Genomic DNA, 1,182 nt, shown 5'->3' on the forward strand with positions numbered 1-1,182 from the left:
TCGCCGTGTTCGAGGCGGATGACCGCTTCCTGGGCGCGTTCCTTGTCCTTGAGGGCTTCGAAGGCGCCGTCGTTGAAGATGTTGCAGTTCTGGTAGATCTCGACGAGTGCGGTGCCGGGGTGGTCGGCGGCTTGGCGCAGGACGCTGGTGAGGTGTTTGCGGTCGGAGTCGACGGTGCGGGCGACGAACGATGCCTCGGCTCCGATCGCGAGTGATACGGGGTTGAAGGGCGCGTCGAGTGAGCCCATCGGTGTTGATTTGGTGATTTTGCCGGTCTCGGAGGTGGGGGAGTACTGGCCTTTGGTGAGTCCGTAGATGCGGTTGTTGAAGAGGAGGATTTTGAGGTTGACGTTGCGGCGGAGGGCGTGGATGAGGTGGTTGCCGCCGATGGAGAGGGCGTCGCCGTCGCCGGTGACGACCCAGACGGACAGGTCGCGGCGGGAGGTGGCGAGTCCGGTGGCGATGGCGGGGGCGCGTCCGTGGATGGAGTGCATGCCGTAGGTGTTCATGTAGTAGGGGAAGCGGCTGGAGCAGCCGATCCCGGACACGAACACGATGTTTTCTTTGGCGAGTCCGAGGTCGGGCATGAAGCCCTGGACGGCGGCGAGGACGGCGTAGTCGCCGCAGCCGGGGCACCAGCGGACTTCCTGGTCGGACTTGAAGTCTTTCATGGACTGCTTGGCCTCGGCCTTGGGGACGAGGGAAAGCAGCTCGTTGACCTCAGGCATCGATGGCCTCCTTGAGAGCCGTGGCGAGCTGTTCGGCCTTGAACGGCATGCCGTTGACCTGGTTGTAGGAGTGCGCGTCGATGAGGTATTTCGCCCGCAGGAGTGTGGCGAGCTGGCCGAGGTTCATCTCCGGTACCACGACCTTGTCGTACCGCTTCAGGACCTCGCCCAGATTCTTGGGGAAGGGGTTGATGTGACGCAGATGCGCCTGCGCGATCGGGTGGCCGTTTCTGCGCAGGCGGCGGACGGCGGCGGTGACGGGGCCGTAGGTGGAGCCCCACCCGAGGACGAGGGTGCGCGCACTGTCGGGGTCGTCCACGGCCAGGTCGGGGACGGTGATGCCGTCGATCTTGGCCTGGCGGGTGCGGACCATGAAGTCGTGGTTGGCCGGGTCGTAGGAGATGTTGCCGGTGCCGTCCTGCTTCTCGATACCGCCGATACGGTGTTCGAGTCC

General features: G+C 64.9%; 1 protein-coding gene and 1 pseudogene. Both read right to left on the reverse strand.

Going from position 1 to position 1,182, the window contains the following annotated elements; genetic code table 11:
* Positions 1 to 728 (reverse strand): 2-oxoacid:ferredoxin oxidoreductase subunit beta (locus ACIBLA_RS37525; protein ID WP_399201142.1); only part of this gene is annotated, 728 nt, incomplete at its 3' end.
* Positions 721 to 1,182: pseudogene (locus ACIBLA_RS37530) on the reverse strand (2-oxoglutarate ferredoxin oxidoreductase subunit alpha); the annotation flags it as partial. The pseudogene ACIBLA_RS37530 and the gene ACIBLA_RS37525, both read right to left, overlap by 8 nt.

Origin of the sequence: Streptomyces sp. NPDC050433 (assembly GCF_044458565.1) — a bacterium.
Classification (GTDB): domain Bacteria; phylum Actinomycetota; class Actinomycetes; order Streptomycetales; family Streptomycetaceae; genus Streptomyces.